The organism is Streptomyces sp. NPDC087844 (assembly GCF_044742785.1).
Lineage (GTDB): Bacteria > Actinomycetota > Actinomycetes > Streptomycetales > Streptomycetaceae > Streptomyces.
Genome location: NZ_JBIUVD010000013.1, coordinates 30717 through 45402 on the forward strand (window position 1 = coordinate 30717; position 14686 = coordinate 45402).

Annotated in this window: 13 protein-coding genes and 1 pseudogene; 9 read left to right on the forward strand and 5 right to left on the reverse strand. The window is 71.3% G+C overall.

Translation table 11 applies throughout. The features are described from left to right. Positions 1–6: 6 nt before the first annotated feature. Positions 7–1377, forward strand: coding sequence for a glutamate-1-semialdehyde 2,1-aminomutase (locus ACIOKD_RS24335; RefSeq protein ID WP_402087656.1), 1371 nt, complete (start codon positions 7–9; stop codon positions 1375–1377). Between the two features lie 12 nt (positions 1378–1389). Here the strand turns inward: ACIOKD_RS24335 and ACIOKD_RS24340 are convergent, their stop codons facing one another. The 3 genes from ACIOKD_RS24340 to ACIOKD_RS24350 are packed head-to-tail and all read right to left on the reverse strand — an operon-like array spanning position 1390 to position 3140. Further along, positions 1390–2076 (reverse strand): phosphatase PAP2 family protein, encoded by a 687-nt coding sequence (locus ACIOKD_RS24340; protein ID WP_402087659.1) that lies wholly within the window; start codon positions 2074–2076, stop codon positions 1390–1392. Positions 2077–2082: 6 nt separating this feature from the next. Further along, positions 2083–2271 (reverse strand): DUF397 domain-containing protein, encoded by a 189-nt coding sequence (locus tag ACIOKD_RS24345; protein ID WP_402087661.1) that lies wholly within the window; start codon positions 2269–2271, stop codon positions 2083–2085. Then, positions 2268–3140, reverse strand: a complete 873-nt coding sequence (locus tag ACIOKD_RS24350) for a helix-turn-helix domain-containing protein (protein ID WP_402087664.1) — start codon at positions 3138–3140, stop codon at positions 2268–2270. The genes ACIOKD_RS24345 and ACIOKD_RS24350 overlap by 4 nt, the downstream gene beginning before the upstream one ends. A 217-nt stretch (positions 3141–3357) precedes the next feature. Here ACIOKD_RS24350 and ACIOKD_RS24355 point away from each other — a divergent pair, with 217 nt between their 5' ends. The 4 genes and pseudogenes from ACIOKD_RS24355 to ACIOKD_RS24370 all read left to right on the forward strand — a co-directional run bounded on the left by ACIOKD_RS24355 (position 3358) and on the right by ACIOKD_RS24370 (position 5993). Beyond that, entirely contained in the window at positions 3358–3819 is a 462-nt protein-coding gene (locus tag ACIOKD_RS24355; RefSeq protein WP_402087666.1) for an ATP-binding protein, read from the forward strand. A gap of 514 nt (positions 3820–4333) precedes the next feature. Then, complete coding sequence (locus ACIOKD_RS24360) at positions 4334–5191, forward strand: alpha/beta hydrolase (protein WP_402088139.1); 858 nt, start codon at positions 4334–4336, stop codon at positions 5189–5191. Positions 5192–5493: 302 nt separating this feature from the next. Beyond that, a pseudogene (locus tag ACIOKD_RS24365) lies at positions 5494–5586 on the forward strand (aspartate 1-decarboxylase); the annotation flags it as partial. A 62-nt stretch (positions 5587–5648) separates the two neighbouring features. Further along, positions 5649–5993 carry a GNAT family N-acetyltransferase gene (locus tag ACIOKD_RS24370; RefSeq protein ID WP_402087669.1) on the forward strand — a complete coding sequence of 115 codons (345 nt, stop codon included), beginning with the start codon at positions 5649–5651 and terminating at the stop codon, positions 5991–5993. A gap of 736 nt (positions 5994–6729) precedes the next feature. Here ACIOKD_RS24370 and gndA read toward each other — a convergent pair. Further along, on the reverse strand, positions 6730–8169 hold the full coding sequence (gene gndA / locus ACIOKD_RS24375) for an NADP-dependent phosphogluconate dehydrogenase (protein ID WP_402087671.1): 1440 nt from the start codon (positions 8167–8169) through the stop codon (positions 6730–6732). A gap of 317 nt (positions 8170–8486) precedes the next feature. Here gndA and ACIOKD_RS24380 point away from each other — a divergent pair, with 317 nt between their 5' ends. Next, positions 8487–9671, forward strand: a complete 1185-nt coding sequence (locus tag ACIOKD_RS24380; RefSeq protein ID WP_402087674.1) for a transglycosylase family protein — start codon at positions 8487–8489, stop codon at positions 9669–9671. Positions 9672–9680: 9 nt separating this feature from the next. On the opposite strand, the gene ACIOKD_RS24385 is transcribed toward ACIOKD_RS24380, so the two are convergent. Beyond that, positions 9681–11150, reverse strand: coding sequence for a DMT family transporter (locus ACIOKD_RS24385; RefSeq protein ID WP_402087677.1), 1470 nt, complete (start codon positions 11148–11150; stop codon positions 9681–9683). Between the two features lie 240 nt (positions 11151–11390). Here ACIOKD_RS24385 and ACIOKD_RS24390 point away from each other — a divergent pair, with 240 nt between their 5' ends. From ACIOKD_RS24390 to glgC, 3 genes are read left to right on the forward strand one after another with little or no spacing between them, the layout of a single operon-like run. Further along, positions 11391–12170, forward strand: a complete 780-nt coding sequence (locus ACIOKD_RS24390) for a (2Fe-2S)-binding protein (RefSeq protein ID WP_402087679.1) — start codon at positions 11391–11393, stop codon at positions 12168–12170. A gap of 37 nt (positions 12171–12207) precedes the next feature. Then, on the forward strand, positions 12208–13359 hold the full coding sequence (glgA, locus tag ACIOKD_RS24395; RefSeq protein ID WP_402087682.1) for a glycogen synthase: 1152 nt from the start codon (positions 12208–12210) through the stop codon (positions 13357–13359). A 51-nt stretch (positions 13360–13410) separates the two neighbouring features. Further along, positions 13411–14631, forward strand: coding sequence for a glucose-1-phosphate adenylyltransferase (gene glgC / locus ACIOKD_RS24400; RefSeq protein WP_402087685.1), 1221 nt, complete (start codon positions 13411–13413; stop codon positions 14629–14631). The last annotated feature ends 55 nt before the right edge of the window (positions 14632–14686 follow it).

The following is a 14686-nucleotide window of genomic DNA, read 5'->3' on the forward strand; positions in this document are numbered from 1 at the left end:
GCAGGCGTGGACACCGAAGCCACCGAAGCCACCGAAGTCACCGCAGCCACCGAAGTCATACAGGAATTCACCCTGCCCCGGTCCCGGCTGGCCAACGAGCGGCTGCACGCCCTGATCCCCGGGGGCGCGCACACGTACGCCAAGGGCGACGACCAGTACCCCGAACACCTGGCCCCGGTCATCGACCACGGCCGCGGGGCCCACGTCTGGGACGTCGACGGCAACCGCTACATCGAGTACGGCTCCGGCCTGCGGTCGGTCAGCCTCGGCCACGCCCACCCGCGCGTGATCGAGGCGGTACGCCGCGAACTGGACCGCGGCAGCAACTTCGTACGGCCCTCCATCGTGGAGGCCGAGGCCGCGGAACGGTTCCTGGCCACCGTGCCGACCGCCGAGATGGTGAAGTTCGCGAAGAACGGCTCCGACGCCACCACCGCCGCGATACGCCTCGCCCGCGCGGTCACCGGGCGCCCACGGGTGGCCATCTGCGGCGACCACCCGTTCTTCTCCACCGACGACTGGTTCATCGGCACCACACCCATGCCGGCCGGCATCCCGGCAGCGACCACCGACCTCACGGTGGCGTTCCCGTACGGGGACCTGGCGGCCACGGACGAACTGCTCACCCGGCACCAGGACGACATCGCCTGTCTGATCCTCGAACCCGCCACCCACACCGAGCCACCGCCCGGATACCTCGCCGGGCTGCGCGAACTGGCCGACCGGCACGGCTGCGTACTGATCTTCGACGAGATGATCACCGGCCTCCGCTGGTCCGAGGCGGGCGCCCAGGGCCTGTACGGCGTCGTCCCCGACCTCTCCACGTTCGGCAAGGCGCTGGGCAACGGGTTCGCCGTCTCCGCGCTGGCCGGGCGCCGCGACCTGATGGAGCGGGGAGGGCTGCGCCACTCCGGCGAGCGGGTGTTCCTGCTGTCCACCACGCACGGTGCGGAGACGCACTCCCTGGCGGCGGCGATGGCCGTACAGACCACCTACGTCGAAGAGGGCATCACGGCACGGCTGCACGCCCTCGGTGAGCGGCTGGCCGCCGGTGTCCGCGAGGCCGCGGCCGGTATGGGCGTCGGCGACCACGTCGTCGTCCGGGGCCGGGCCAGCAACCTGGTCTTCGCGACCCTCGACGAGAAGGGGCAGCCGTCGCAGGAGTACCGCACGCTGTTCCTGCGCCGGCTCCTGGCGGGCGGCGTGCTCGCCCCGTCGTTCGTGGTGAGCAGCGCGCTCAGCGAAGCCGACATCGAGCACACCGTCGATGTGGTGGCCCAGGCGTGCGCGGTGTACCGCAAGGCGCTGGACGCGGGTGACCCCACCCCGTGGCTGGGCGGGCGCCCGGTGAGGCCGGTGTTCCGCCGCCTGGCGTGATGTGACGCGATGTCAGCGCGGCTCTGGCTGACCGGTCGGGCGACGGCGGTCAGCCGTGCGGTCGATCAGCCAGGCCGTCGCCGGTACCACCGTGAGCGCGGTGCACCAGCCGCCGAGGACGTCGGTCGGGTAGTGCGCGCCCAGGGCGACCTGCGCCCAGCCCATGGTGGCGCCTGCCACCAGGCCCGCGGCGAGCACGAGCAGCGTGCCGAGCGCCCGGCCGAAGCCGAGCCGGCCGACCGCGAGCAGCGCCACGATGAGCGCGAACGCGGTGAGGAAGGCGGTGTGCCCGCTCGGGTAGGACAGGTTGTCGGGACCGTGGATGGTGCGTCCCACCAGGGACTTGAGGAGTGTGGCCGTCACCACGGTGACGCCGACCCCGGCAACGACGAACACGGCCGCGCGAGTTCGCCGACGCAGCAGACAGCCCGCCACGGCGACCAGGATCAGCGCCGCCGCTCCGACAGGTTCACCGAGGAAGTCAACGGCGAGCGCGACGCCCCGCCACGGCGACCGCACACTGTCCGCGGTCGGCTCGACGAACCACCTGTCCACCGTGCCGGGTTCGCTGTGACCGGCGTACATGGCTCCGAGCGCGATTACCACGAGGGCGGCGAGAACGGCGATCGACGCGATGCAGGTGCGCAGCGGCGTGGGCAGTACGGCGGGCGCCGGGCGGGTATCGGTGTCCAGGGCCACCTCTGCCTACTCCGCCGCAAGCGCTATGAACGCCGCCCACTCGCCCCGGCCGACCCGCAACACCGGCCCATCACATACGACTTTCGAGTCCCGTACGAGGACGGAGTCCAGCCTGGCGGCCACCTCCACGCAGTTACCGCCGTCCGACCCGCTGTAGCTGCTCTTGATCCAGGTCAGACGCTCGCTGCTGCTCATGTCGCTGTCTCTCCTGCCAGACGTTCGATGAGGCATGCAGACTGCTCGGTGTTGAGGGCCTGCGACCGCAGCATCCCATAGCGCAGGCCGAGGTGGCTGGCCGCGCCCACCTCGGCCACCACGACGCCGACGCCCTGTGACTCCACGTATCCGAAACGCTGGTTCTCCCCTGTCTCCAGCACGACAAAAGACCCGTTGAGGCCCAGGTGAAAGTCGCGTGCCGGGGGCATGATCTGAATCTGTACGTTCTCCAGCCCGCTCACAGTCAGCAGGTGATGCAGTTGTCTGCGCATCACCTCGGCGCCGCCGACCGAGTTGGTCAGTGCCGTCTCGGCGATGACGAACGAGAGATCCACCGCAGGAGCCCTCGTGAGGATCCTCTGCCGGTTGAGGCGTGCCTCGGTGTGGTTGTCGACGACATCCAGCTCAAGCTTTGGCCGATGGCCTGCGTACACGGCACGTACGTACTCCTCTGTCTGCAACAAGCCTGGAATCAGCAGCGGCTCGTACTCGAAGCGACTTACCGCCCCGGCCTCGATCAGCGCGAAGTTCCTGAAGAAGCGGGGCAACTTTGCCCGGTCAACCTCCTCCTGCAGCACCTCCAGGACCCCGCCCGCCTCCAACGCCCGGTCCGCCCCCGCGGTGAACGCGACCTTCGCCGGTCGCCGCCCCTGCTCGACCGAGGCCACCTGCTCCAGCGAGTAGCCGATCGCCTCGCCGAGTTGCTGCTGGTTCCACCCGGCCCGCTTGCGCAGATGCCGGAGCAGCACGCCGTACGCCGACCACGCTCCCGGCAGATCGGGCCCCTCCTCCTTCGGCTTCGCCGTGCGCGCCGTCCGCGTGTCCCCGACGTCCCGTACCGTCCTCACAGCCCACGCCCTTCCATCCCGCTCCGCACCGCACCGGTCGATGTACAACGCGGTGCGCGGAAACCGGGACACGCGCCGGACCCGTACAACGCCCGTACAGCGCCCGTACAACTCCCGTACAAACAAGGGCGCGGCCAGTCGCCGTCGCCGTACGAGCAGGGCGAAGTACGGTCGTCATCCCTGTTCAGCAGGCCATGCGCCGCCCCACGCTGACACCGTGACCCAAGATCAGCTCACCGACGGGGCGAAGTCGCCGCACACGTCCGCCCGACGGCTGGCCCTGTGCCTCAGCGGCACGAGACGCGGCGCCCGCCTGGCCCGCCACCTCACCGTCCAGCAGTTCACCGAGTGGACGGGCCTCCCGTACGACTCCGACCCGGCCCGGGCGGTCGCCCTCGTCACGGCCGAGCTGGCGTCGAACGCGGTCCGCCACGGCAGCCTCCCCGGCCGGGACTTCCGCCTGGCACTGCACCTCCTGCCCGACCACCTGCGCGTCGAGGTGACGGACACCCGCCCCGAACGCCTGCCCCCGGCCGTGACACCACAGGCCGCGGACGAGACCTCGGGCCGCGGCCTGCTCCTCGTCCAGGCCTACGCCGACCGATGGGGCCACACGGTCCACGACGCGTACACGAAGACGGTCTGGGCGGAGGTGAGCCGGGCGCGACAGGCGAGTTGACCCGCTGATCCACACGACACCCAAACCCCGTCGAGGCGCGCCACGGCGGGAACTGGTGCTGTGAAACCGGCGATGTCACCGATGCCGTAGGGCCGGAGCGGCCCTATGGTGATGCTGCTCCGAGTGGCACGGGCCCCCACGGCCCGGTCGCACGGTGTCCCACCGGGTCCAGTTCGCACGCAGGACCGTGCACCGCCCCAACGCGCCATCCGAGACAACCTCGTTGCTTCCGTGAGTGACGCCGTGTCCTTCGACTCGCGTCTTCCGACTCGCGTCGGACACGGTCGGGCAAGCCGCGGCTCGACCAGCCACAGGCACGCTCGACCAGCCATGAGCAGGGCACGCACCAACGGAGTCACCGCTCCCGTGTCACCCACGGAACCAGGTGAAAGGACCGATCGTGCAAGCATCCCCCACACCCAGACCCACCCCCGCACCCGCCTTCTCCCCGTCCCCCGGGTCCTCCGCGCGGGCGGAGCGCGCGCGCCGCCTCCGCCGACCGCGTGGCCGGCTCGTGTCGTTGCTGGCCACGGCCGCCGTACTCGCCGGTCTGACCACGTCCCTCACCGGGGTCGCGGACGCCGCGGCCAACCCCTACGAACGCGGCCCGGCGCCGACCAACGCCAGCATCGAGGCCGCCCGAGGCTCGTACGCCGTCTCGCAGACGACCGTGAGCAGAGCCGGCGTGAGCGGTTTCGGCGGCGGCACCGTCTACTACCCGACCAGCACCAGCGACGGCACGTTCGGAGCGGTGGCCATCTCGCCCGGCTTCACCGCTTCGCAGTCGTCGGTGTCGTGGCTGGGCCCCCGACTGGCCTCCCAGGGCTTCGTCGTGATCACCATCGACACCCTCAGTACCCTCGACCAGCCGGCCGCCCGCGGTGACCAACTGCTGGCAGCCCTGGACTACTTGACGCAGAGCAGCAGCGTCCGGACCCGGATCGACAGCACCAGGCTCGGCGTCATGGGGCACTCCATGGGCGGCGGTGGCTCGCTCGAAGCGTCCAAGGACCGGCCGTCGTTGCAGGCCGCGGTCCCGCTCACGCCGTGGAACACGGACAAGACCTGGCCGGAGGTCCAGACGCCCACCCTGATCGTCGGAGCGGACGGTGACACGGTCGCGCCGGTCTCGTCGCACGCCGAGCCGTTCTACACCAGCCTGCCGTCCGCTCTGAACCGTGCGTACCTGGAGCTGAACGGCGCCACGCACTCCGCCCCGACCTCGTCGAACACCACGGTCGCGAAGTACAGCCTTTCCTGGCTGAAGCGGTTCATCGACAACGACACCCGCTACGAACAGTTCCTGTGCCCGCTGCCCGCGGCGAGTACGACCATCGAGGAGTACCGAGGCAACTGCCCGCACACCGGCTGAGCCGGCCACGACCTGTCCGCCGGCCCGTTCCACCGGGCCGGCGGACAGGTCGTGCCGGGCACAGGCCTCCGTACTCGCCCGTCGCCCGGTACGGGACAGCCCCCAGCTCCAGCACCAGTTCGTCCCGGGCCCCGGCGGTGAGCGCGTCCAGCAGAAACGCACGGTCGACGCCCACACGGCCCTGATCGTCGTCACCGTCGTCGCCCACGACCACGGTTCCGTCCTCCGCCACCCTGAGCACGCTGAGGTCGCGGGGCGCGCCGTCCGGCTCCCTGGCCTCGCTCGTCCGGACAGGACCGTTCGACAACCGTATCGTGGCGCTCGGATCGGACGCGTCCGAGCCGGTACCGAGTTCGGGCCACGAGCGCGGTCCGCAGGCCGTCCCTACGGCCTGACCCGCACCGCACCCGTACCCCGCACCCGCACCGCACCCGTCCAGTACCCACGAGGAGCATCCATGAGCGACATCACGATCCGCGACGACCGGGCCCGCGGCCTCCTGGAAGCGTACGTCGGTGACGAGGTGGCGGGCCGCATCGCGTACTTCGTCCTCGATAGCCCCGGCCGTGCCCTCGTCCCGGTACATACCGTCGTGGAGCCCGCCCACGAGGGCAAGGGCATCGCCGGCTCCCTCGCCCGAGAGCTGTACGCGATCTCCGAGCGCGAGGAAGTGCCGGTCGCGCCGCTCTGCCCGTACGTCGTGAAGTGGGCCGAGCGGCACCCGCAGGAGGCGCCGGTGGCGGACCCCGCGTTGCTGGGCGCGGCGAAGCGGTGGCTTGAGAGTCATCCCGGTCGCTTCTGAGCGAGTCACCAGATGAGGGCGGTACTCACGGCGCGGGCAGGCTGGGCCGGTCGCGCCCCGCGGCGGAGCCGCACGATGTCACTGCCCCGCGCCCCTGACGGGGCCACATGGGCCCCGTGCGGTTCGCGACGGAGTGAGTGGGTGCACGGGGCACGGGTAGGCGGGGGAGAAGTCCAGAGCCGACGTTCCCTCTGGCTGGAGGACATGATGACGCAACCGTTCCCCGATCCCGTACATCCGGATCCCACGCCCGGCCCCGGCCCGGACCGACCGCAGCCCTTCCCGGACCCGGACCCGGTGCCGGCTCCGAAGCCCCGCCCGGTCCCCGGTCCACCGCCGACCCCGGTGCCGCCGCGCCCGGCGCCCGGCCCGGACCCGACCCCGCCCCCGGAACCGCAGCCGGACCCACTGGGCTGAGGGCAGCCATGAAGAAGGGTCGGGGGGGGGGGGGGGGGCGCCCCCCCCCCCCCCCCACCCCCCCCCCCGCCCCCCCCCCCCCCCCCCCCCCCCCCCCCCCCCCCCCCCCCCCCCAACCCCCCACCCGGGCCCCCCCCCCCCCCGCCCCCCCCCGCCCAGGCCCCGGGCCTGCGTCGGCGCGGTGGGGGGGGGGGGGGGGGGGGGGGGGGGGGGGGCGCGCCCCCCCCCCCCCCCCGACCCTTCTCAGGGGCGCGACCAACCTCCACCGGCCCGCGCCCCGCAACGAACCCGCAGTTCCCCAGCCCTCAGCGCCCAGCCCTCAGCCGGAGACCTCGGACCGGTCCCCGCCCCACAGCGTGTGGAACGACCCCTCCCGGTCGGTCCGCCGATACGTGTGCGCCCCGAAGAAGTCCCGCTGCCCCTGCGTGAGCGCAGCGGGCAACCGCTCCGCGCGCAGCGCGTCGTAGTAGGCCAGCGCCGCCGCGAAGCCGGGCGTCGGCACCCCCTGCCGCACGGCGGAGACCAGCACCGCGCGCCAGTCGTCCTGCGCCGCCCCGATCTCCTGGGCGAACGTGTCGTCGGAGAGCAGGCTCGGCAGATCCGCGCGCGCGTCGTACGCGGCCCGGATCCGGTCCAGGAACGCCGCCCGGATGATGCAGCCTCCGCGCCAGATCGAGGCGACCGCGCCCAGGTCGATGTTCCAGTCGTACTCGGCGCTGCCGGCCGAGACCTCGTGGAAGCCCTGCGTGTAGGACACGATCTTCGACGCGTACAGCGCCTGCTCCACCTGGTCGGCGAAGGCCGCAGCCTCCGACTCGCTCAGCGTCGTCGCCGAAGGACCGGCGAGCCCGCGGGAGGCCTCGCGCAGCGCGCTGTGGCCCGACAGCGACCGGGCGAAGACCGCCTCGGCGATGCCCGACACCGGTACGCCCAGGTCCAGCGCGATCTGCACGGTCCAGCGGCCCGTGCCCTTCTGTTCGGCCTGGTCCTGGACCACGTCCACGAACGGCTTGCCCGTCGCCGCGTCCACGTGCGACAGGACCTCGGCGGTGATCTCGATCAGGTACGAGTCGAGCCGCCCGGTGTTCCAGGTGCGGAAGATGTCGGCGATCTGCGCGGGGGAGTAGCCCGCCACGTCACGCAGCAGCTGGTAGGCCTCGCCGATCAGCTGCATGTCGGCGTACTCGATGCCGTTGTGCACCATCTTCACGAAGTGCCCGGCGCCGTCGGGACCGACGTGCGTGACACACGGCGAGCCGTCCTCGGCCTTCGCGGAGATCTTCTCCAGCATCGGACCGAGCGACTCGTACGACTCGACCGGACCGCCCGGCATGATGCTGGGGCCGTTGAGCGCGCCCTCCTCGCCGCCGGAGATGCCCGCGCCGACGAAGTGGATGCCCTGCTCGCGCAGCTCGCGCTCCCGGCGCCGGGTGTCCGCGAAGTGCGCGTTGCCGCCATCGATGATCATGTCGCCGGGCTCCAGGAGCGGGGCGAACTCCTGGATCACCGCGTCGGTCGGCTCACCGGCCTTCACCATGATCACCAGGCGGCGGGGCCGCTCCAGCGCGGCCACGAACTCCTTGGCCGTCTCCGTCGCGATGAAGTCGCCCTCACTGCCGAACTCCTCCACCAGCGCGTGCGTGCGCGCCGCCGTCCGGTTGTGGAGGGCGACGGCGTATCCGTTCCGCGCGAAGTTACGGGCGAGATTGCGCCCCATCACCGCGAGTCCCGTGACGCCGATCTGCGCTGAGTTGCTCATACGGTTTGGCTCCTAAGATCCTGAATCAGTGGTGCCGGTCCTGCCCGCCAGTATTGACCCACCGACCATCCTGACTTGCCGGTTCTCCGGCCGCACATCCTGCCTTGCCGACGATGTGTACGCAGGAAAGGCGCCCTTGCCTCAGCCTCCCGGCGAACTTCACCCCCGTACCTGCCACCGGCATGGACACCAACCGTCGTGAACGAAGGTGCATTCCTGGTCACTTGGCAGGATAGGGAGGCTGGTTGCCCTCTTGTCATGGCCTGTTAGCAGCGTTTACTTTTGCCGCTCCTGACGCTTGTTTAGGGGGCACCTTCATGTCCGTACGCGGTCGGCACCGCCGGTATCAGCCCAACAGGATCAACCGCGCGTCACTCACCGTCACGGTGGGCGGTGCCGGAATGGCGATACCGCTCATCGGAACCGGCGTCGCGAACGCGGCCGACGTGGACACCTGGGACAAGGTCGCCGCCTGTGAGTCCACCAACAACTGGAACATCAACACGGGCAACGGCTACTACGGCGGGCTCCAGTTCAGCCAGTCCACCTGGGAGGCCTACGGCGGCAGGGCCTACGCGGCCCGCGCCGACCTCGCCACCAAGGACCAGCAGATAGCCGTCGCCGAGAAGGTCCTGGACGGCCAGGGACCGGGAGCCTGGCCCACCTGCTCGCAGCGGGCGGGGCTCACGCGCGGTGGCGACAGCCCCGACATCAGCCCCTCCGGCACCTCCACGCAGACCACCAAGCGCAAGGTCGACGTACAGCCGCAGACCACGCCCCAGTCCCGGGCCGGCACCGCCGAGATGTACACGGTCGTCCACGGCGACACGCTCTCCGAGATCGCGGGCACCCGCAAGATACCCGGCGGTTGGCGGCAGTTGTACGACGCCAACCGCAGGACCGTCGGAGCGGACCCGGACCTGATCGTTCCCGGCCAGCGGCTGAGTCTGCACAGCGAGGCGCCCGGTTCGAACGGCACCTCCACGTCATCGTCCGACAAGGCGCAGACGAAGGACAAGAAGGCCAAGAAGGGGGAGGGCAAGAAGGAGAAGGCGCAGAAGACGGAGAAGGCGGAGAAGAAGACCCAGTCGGTCACACACACCCTCACCGCCCCGGTGAGCGCCGGCACCGGCACTCCGTACCACGCCGCGGGTTCCTCCTGGTCGAAGGGCTACCACACGGGCGTCGACTTCCCGGTACCGACCGGTACGTCCGTCAAGTCGGTCGGGGCGGGCAGCGTGGTGACCGCCGGTTGGGGCGGATCCTTCGGCTACCAGGTGGTGGTCCGGCACGGCGACGGCCGCTACAGCCAGTACGCCCACCTGTCCGCAATCTCCGTGAAGGCCGGGCAGAGCGTGGGGGCCGGCCAGCGCATCGGCCGGTCCGGTTCCACGGGCAACAGCTCGGGCCCGCATCTGCACTTCGAGGTGCGGACGGGGCCCGGTTTCGGCAGCGACGTCGATCCGGTCGCCTATCTGCGCGCCGGCGGTGTCAGGATCTGACTTGGGGCGTCAGGATCTGACGCAGGAGCGCAGCACCATCGGGGCGGGCAGCAGGGGCAGGCACGGAATGCCGTAGTAGAGGCCTTCGGGCCACGCCACCTCGTCCATGTCCGAGCCGTCCGGTACGTCGCCGGGCGGCGGGGGCCCGTTGGCCCCGGGCGGCGGCACCAGGGACCTCTCGCTCGCCGCGGCGAACATCCCCGCCGGGGCGCGCGGCTCCTCCCGGCCACCGGGTACCACGGCGCCGGACGCGCGCGCCTCTTCATGGACGCCCTGGGCCGTGCGCGTGGCCGGTGCGACCGGCTTGCCCCGCACCGCAGCCGCCGTGAACGAATCTTCTCGTACACCCGCCGCCGTGTACGCCTTGTCCCGCGCTCCCGAGGAGACCCGTCGCCCGGCGGAGACCGAAGCGGAAGCGGAGGTGGAGGCGGAGGCGGAGGTGGAGGCGGAGGCGGAGATGGAGATGGAGGTAGAAGCGGAGACGGCCGGCTGCTCGGGAGGAAAGAGCGCTGTCGCCTGCTCGAAGCGGCTCGGCGTGAGGTCCGCACCGGTGTCCGGGACCGCTGCCTGGACCGCGTCCGAAGCCACGGGAGCCGCTCCGGCGACCGACGCAGCCGACGCAGCCGACGCGACCGGCCGCGTACGCTCCGAGCCGGTGATCCGCTCCGTGGTGAGCAGGATCAGGCCGCCCGCGGCCACGACCCCGCAGCCGAGTGCGAGCATCGTGCCCGTTTCGCCGTAGCGGAACGTCTCACCGAACATCGTCAGACCCACGGCGGCGGCCACGATCGGGTTCACGACGGTCAGCGTGGCCAGCGGGGCCGCGAGTCCGGCGCCGCGGTAGGAGGCCTGCGACAGCAGCATTCCGGCGGTCGCCAGAACGCCGATCACGGCGAGGCTCGGCAGGTCGGCGAGGGCGACGCCACCCGTCCAGTCCACCGCGACCGTCTTCGTGAACACCGAGGACATACCGAAGGCGACACCCGCCGCGATCGCCAGCAGCACACTGCGCACGGCCGGGTGCCGGTGCGCCGCGCGGGCCGCCGTCATCAGCGCCACCACGGCACCGCCGGTGACCAGGGCCACCACGACGCGCTGGGTGCTGTTCAGGGACTGCGAGTCGGCGGTGCCGACCAGTGCCAGGATTCCGGCCAGACCGACCGTCGCCATGATCGCGCCCCGCCAGGCGGTCGCCCCGGCCCTGCGGCGGACGAAGACGGCGGCCATGGGCAGCGCGAACACGATGGTCAGCGCGCCCAGCGGCTGGACCAGACTGAGCGGCCCGTAGGCCAGCGCCACGACGTGCAGCAGTCCGCCGAGCGCGTTGAGACCGACCGCGGCCCACCAGGCGAGCTGGCGCATGGGGGCGTACGTACGGTCGGGCGTGGTCGCCGCGACGCGTTCCTGCACGATGGCCCCGCCCGCGTAGGCGACGGCGGAGACGAGGGAGAGCACCACAGAAAGCACTAGTGCGCTCATGTGTCTCTCCTCTGCGTGTGGCGGACGCGCTCCGGCGGGTGAAGAGTCCGGTGCGGCGAACGGTCGGCTTCCATGGTGATGACGATCCCTTGTGAAAGGTCCCGTGTCGTCGTACCTGAGCAGTCATTGGGTCCTACTGCCGATGGAGTACGTCTTGACCGGAGTCCTCCCCAGGTCGGGTGACACGAAGTACAACCCGCCCTCCGGCGCCGTTATGCCCCCTTGGTGTACTTGTTCTTCGTGAATCTCGATCCGGACCTCGATCGGCTCGCCGCTCTCGAAGGATTCTTCGCCCTGCGCACGGGACCACCGCACCGGCGCCCAGGACGGCCGCCGCTGCCGACGCTCGCCGAGGTCTACGCGGCACCGAGCGGCACCGCCGGGCCGGACCACGGGGAGGCGGATCACGGGGAGGCGGATCCGCTCGCTTTCCGTGTCCGCAAGGTCGTCCGGCTGCTGGCCGCGCCTGAGGTGCGCGTCGGGGTGTCCGTGGCGCAGCAGGGGCTGGCCGCCCGGCTGTGGTCGGTGGCCCTGGGCGCGGCCGTGCTCTACGGCCGGGTACCCGACCTCGATCCCCGCCTGCTGCACTGGGACGCCGACGGCAGCGCCCCCGACGACCTGTGGCTGTCGCGGGTGCGCCCGCTGCCCGGCGACGCGGCGACGATCCGGCGGCTCGTGCACCACGGCCACCTGGAACCCCTCTCGGCGGCGCTGAGAGCCCGGCACCCGGTGGCCGCGGGGCTGCTGTGGGGCAACGCGGCCTCCGCCCTCGCGAGCACCGCGCGCCTGCTCGACGGCTGGGCCGCCGCCCGCGGCCGTACGGACGTACGCGATCGGGTGCGCGCGCTCACCGCCGAACTCCTCGGCCACCCCGACCTCCGGGACACCGGAACCCTGGACGGAACCGTCTTCCGCCGACGCACTTGCTGCCTCTATTACCGGGTACCAGGTGGCGGGGTGTGCGGCGACTGCTGCTTCACCAAGGCACCGCGCTCTTCCCCAACCGACCCATCTGGGTGACCATGTGGGAACCAGCCGCAGAGACAGGGGGTTCCGGGTGCGAGTGGGACTGCTGACCCGCGAGTATCCGCCGGACGTGTACGGCGGAGCGGGAGTCCATGTCGAGTTCCTCGCCCGGGAGCTGAGGCCCCTCACCGATCTGGGCGTGCACTGCTGGGGCGAGGGCGCCGGCGGCGGGGTGGTCCGGCACCGGCCCTGGCCCGTGCTCGACGGCGCCAACGACGCGTTGCGCACCTTCTCCGTGGACCTGTCCATGGCGGCCGCGCTGGAGGACCGCGACCTCGTCCACTCGCACACCTGGTACGCCAACCTCGCCGGTCACCTCGCGAAGCTGCAGTACGGCATCCCGCACGTCATGACCGCCCACTCGCTGGAGCCGCTGCGCCCCTGGAAGGCCGAGCAGCTGGGCGGCGGTTACGCCCTCTCCAGCTGGGCCGAGCGCACCGCCGTCGAGTCCGCCGACGGCGTGATCGCCGTCTCCGGGGCCATGCGCGAGGACATCCTCGGCTGCTATCCGTCCCTGGACCCGGCCAGGGTGCACATCGTGCACAACGGCATCGACACGAGCCTCTACCGCCCGGACCACGGCACGGACGTCCTGGAGCGGCTCGGCCTCGACACCTCCCGGCCGTACGTGCTGTTCGTGGGCCGTATCACCCGCCAGAAGGGCGTGCCCCACCTCCTGCGCGCGGTGCGTGACATCGACCCTGCCGCACAGGTGGTCCTCTGCGCGGGCGCGCCGGACACCCCCGAGATCGACCAGGAGTTCCGTGTCCTCTTCGAGGAGCTGAGCCGGGTCCGTGAGGGGGTGCACTGGATCCCGCAGATGCTGCCCCGCCCCGAGGTCATCCAACTCCTCACCCACGCCGCCGTGTTCGTCTGTCCCTCGGTCTACGAGCCGCTCGGCATCGTCAACCTGGAGGCGATGGCCTGCGGAACCCCGGTGGTCGCCTCCCGGGTCGGCGGCATTCCGGAAGTCGTTGAGGACGGCGAAACCGGGGTACTGGTGTCCGTGGACGAGGACTTCGAGACAGGACTCGCGCAGGCGCTGGACTCGGTCCTCGGGGATGCCGGGGCCGCCCGGCGGATGGGCGAGGCCGGACGGCGGCGCGCGGTGGGGGAGTTCGGCTGGGACGCCGTCGCCCGGCGCACGGTCCGGCTCTACGAGGAGATCCTCAAACAGGCGTAGTCCGGGCTGCTTCGAGGCAGGCCCGGATCAATGAGGGTTAGGGGAGCGGCCATGCGTCGTGGTGGACCTTCGGTGCTCGGGATCGTACTGGCGGGCGGGGAAGGCAAACGCCTGATGCCACTCACCGCGGACCGCGCCAAACCAGCGGTCACGTTCGGAGGCACGTACCGCCTCGTCGACTTCGTACTGTCGAACCTCGTCAACGCCGACATCCTGCGCATCTGCGTCCTGACGCAGTACAAGTCGCACTCGCTCGACCGGCACGTCACCACGACCTGGCGGATGTCCAGCCTGCTGGGCAACTACGTGACGCCGGTCCCGGCCCAGCAACGCCTCGGCCCGCGCTGGTACCTGGGCAGCGCCGACGCGATCCTGCAGTCCCTGAACCTCGTGTACGACGAACAGCCCGAGTACGTGGCGGTGTTCGGCGCCGACCACGTCTACCGCATGGACCCGCGCCAGATGCTCGCGCAGCACATCGACAGCGGGGCGGGTGTGACCGTGGCAGGTATCCGCGTCCCGCGGACGGAGTCGTCGTCCTTCGGCATCATCACCCCGGGCACGGACGGGCAGACGGTGGAGCGCTTCCTGGAGAAGCCCACGGACCCGCCCGGTCTGCACGACGACCCCGAGTGCGTCTTCGCCTCCATGGGCAACTACATCTTCACCACCAAGGCCCTGATAGAGGCGCTGCAGCGGGACGCCGAGGACCCGAACTCCGTGCACGACATGGGCGGTTCGATCCTCCCTCAGCTCACCGACCGCGGCGAGGCCGGGCTCTACGACTTCAGCGACAACCATGTGCCCGGCGAGACCACCCGCGACCAGGGCTACTGGCGTGACGTCGGCACCCTCGACGCGTACTACGACGCCCATATGGACCTGATCGCAGAGCGGCCCGCCTTCAATCTCTTCAACCGCAGCTGGCCCGTCTACACCAGTTCCGGGCAGCTGTCGCCGGCCCGGTTCAACGCGGGCGGCATCGCGAGCGAGTCGATCATCAGCGCGGGCTGCCTCATCCGGGGGCAGGTCACGCGCTCGGTGCTCTCCCCGGGTGTCCTCGTCGACCCGGGAGCCGTCGTCCAGGGGTCGGTCCTCCACGACAACGTGCACATCGGGCGGGGCGCGGTCGTGCGCGGCGCGGTCCTCGACAAGAACGTGCAGGTACCCCCGGGCGCGACCATCGGCGTCAATCCGGAACGGGACCGGGAGCTCTACACGGTCTCCAAGGACGGCGTGATAGCGCTCGGCAAGGGCCAGCAGGTGCCGTAGGGGGCCGCATGGGCCACGGCCGAGATGACACGGCCCGGCCCGCGGCCTCGTGATG

Coding starts and splice junctions, on each gene's coding strand:
- ACIOKD_RS24345 (WP_402087661.1), bottom strand. CDS start 2,271: ATGAGCAGCAGCGAGCGTCTGACCTGGATCAAGAGCAGCTACAGCGGG.
- ACIOKD_RS24370 (WP_402087669.1), top strand. CDS start 5,649: ATGAGCGACATCACGATCCGCGACGACCGGGCCCGCGGCCTCCTGGAA.
- gndA (WP_402087671.1), bottom strand. CDS start 8,169: ATGAGCAACTCAGCGCAGATCGGCGTCACGGGACTCGCGGTGATGGGG.
- ACIOKD_RS24380 (WP_402087674.1), top strand. CDS start 8,487: ATGTCCGTACGCGGTCGGCACCGCCGGTATCAGCCCAACAGGATCAAC.
- ACIOKD_RS24385 (WP_402087677.1), bottom strand. CDS start 11,150: ATGAGCGCACTAGTGCTTTCTGTGGTGCTCTCCCTCGTCTCCGCCGTC.
- glgC (WP_402087685.1), top strand. CDS start 13,411: ATGCGTCGTGGTGGACCTTCGGTGCTCGGGATCGTACTGGCGGGCGGG.